Origin of the sequence: Parafannyhessea umbonata (assembly GCF_012844235.1) — a bacterium.
Taxonomy (GTDB): Bacteria; Actinomycetota; Coriobacteriia; order Coriobacteriales; family Atopobiaceae; genus Parafannyhessea.
Map to the genome: position 1 here is coordinate 1 of NZ_JABAGR010000021.1, position 1,575 is coordinate 1,575.

2 protein-coding genes are annotated in these 1,575 nt (G+C 51.2%); both read left to right on the forward strand.

The annotated features are described in order from the left end of the window. Positions 1 to 108 precede the first annotated feature (108 nt). Positions 109 to 1,041, forward strand: coding sequence for a site-specific tyrosine recombinase/integron integrase (xerA, locus tag HF885_RS10230; RefSeq protein ID WP_235927417.1), 933 nt, complete (start codon positions 109 to 111; stop codon positions 1,039 to 1,041). Continuing rightward, on the forward strand, positions 1,038 to 1,575 hold a 538-nt coding region (locus tag HF885_RS10360; protein WP_206109913.1), incomplete at its 3' end, for a hypothetical protein. The genes xerA and HF885_RS10360, both read left to right, overlap by 4 nt.

Here is a 1,575-nt window from a genome sequence, read left to right on the forward strand (position 1 = left end):
CCAAATAGCCATTTGTGCTTCTTCTATCAGGTTATTCCTGCAAACTGTTCCCATCTCTCGATGAAAGGAACAGCCATGGATGTAATCATCAACACAGTGCTTGCCCAAATGCAGCCCCTGCTGAACAGCCATCAACTCAAGCAGCTTACAATCTCACTGCAAGCTGCGTTTAGCAACGCCAAGCACCCTTCACGCGAAGACCCAGCCGATCTCCTTTCTCTCTTTATCGCTGCCAAGCAGGTCGAAGGCTGCTCGCCAAAGACTCTTGCCTATTACCGCACCACACTCGAACGCATGTCGGCCGCAATCGCCAAACCGTACGCGCAAGTGACAAGCGACGACCTACGCTCCTATCTAAATGATTACGGTGCCAAAAACGGCGCAGGCAACGTCACCATCGACAACATTCGCCGCATCATGTCGAGCTTCTTCTCATGGCTCGAGAACGAGGACTACGTGATAAAAAGCCCGGTACGACGTATACACCGCGTAAAGTGCGCGCAGGTCACAAAAGAGGTTCTAACCGATGAGCAGTTGGAGAGCCTGCGCGACGGATGCACTTGCGTACGGGATCTCGCAATGGTCGAAATGCTAGCGTCAACAGGCATGCGCGTCGGAGAGCTTGTGGGCCTCGATCTAGCCGATGTAAATCTGCAGGAACGAGAATGTATTGTCACGGGCAAGGGTAACAAGCAGCGTCCCGTCTACTTCGACGCTCGTACGAAACTGCGGCTCACTGAGTATCTCGCGCTGCGGCAAGACGATAGTCCAGCACTCTTCGTTTCGTTAAAGGGCAAACCCAAGCGCATGACGGTTGGAAATGTTGAAACGCGTATAAGAGAGCTGGGGAGAGTAACTAACGCGGGCCACGTTCATCCGCATAAATTCCGACGTACGCTCGCCACGCGTGCCATAGACAAGGGCATGCCCATTGAACAAGTGCAAAAGCTCCTAGGTCATGCAAAAATAGACACGACCATGCGCTATGCAATGGTTGACCAGAACAACGTGAAGACATCTCACAGGAAGTACCTGGAATGAAACTCGGTGATATAGTCACCCTCGTCAGAGGCAATACATACAGAAGCTCATTGCTATCGGAAACCGAAGGCCCCGTGCTGCTTGGCCTAGGCAGTATACAGAAGAACGGCGGTTTTAAGTACAGCGCATGGAAGCACTATCCCGGAGAGTCTGATCCCAATATCCTTCTGCACCCAGGTGACTTATATGTCTCGTTGAAGGACTTAACTCAATCATGTGATCTTCTCGGCGCAGTCGCTCGCGTCCCGAAAGACATACGTGTTGGTCGACTAACGCAGGATACTGTGAAGCTTCAATTCAATGACAATGTAGGCTCAAGAGAGCGCAGTTACGTGTATTGGGGGCTGAGGACACCTCAGTACCGTTCCTACTGCAAGGCAATGGGTATTGGAACAACAAACATGTCCCTAGCCCGCAAGGATTTCCTCTCTTGGACGCTGCCGGTACGGTCGCAATCAAATGATGTTCTTATTGACACGTACGAAGCCATAGACTCAAAGATTGAGACCAATAACCTTACAAATGGCTATTTGG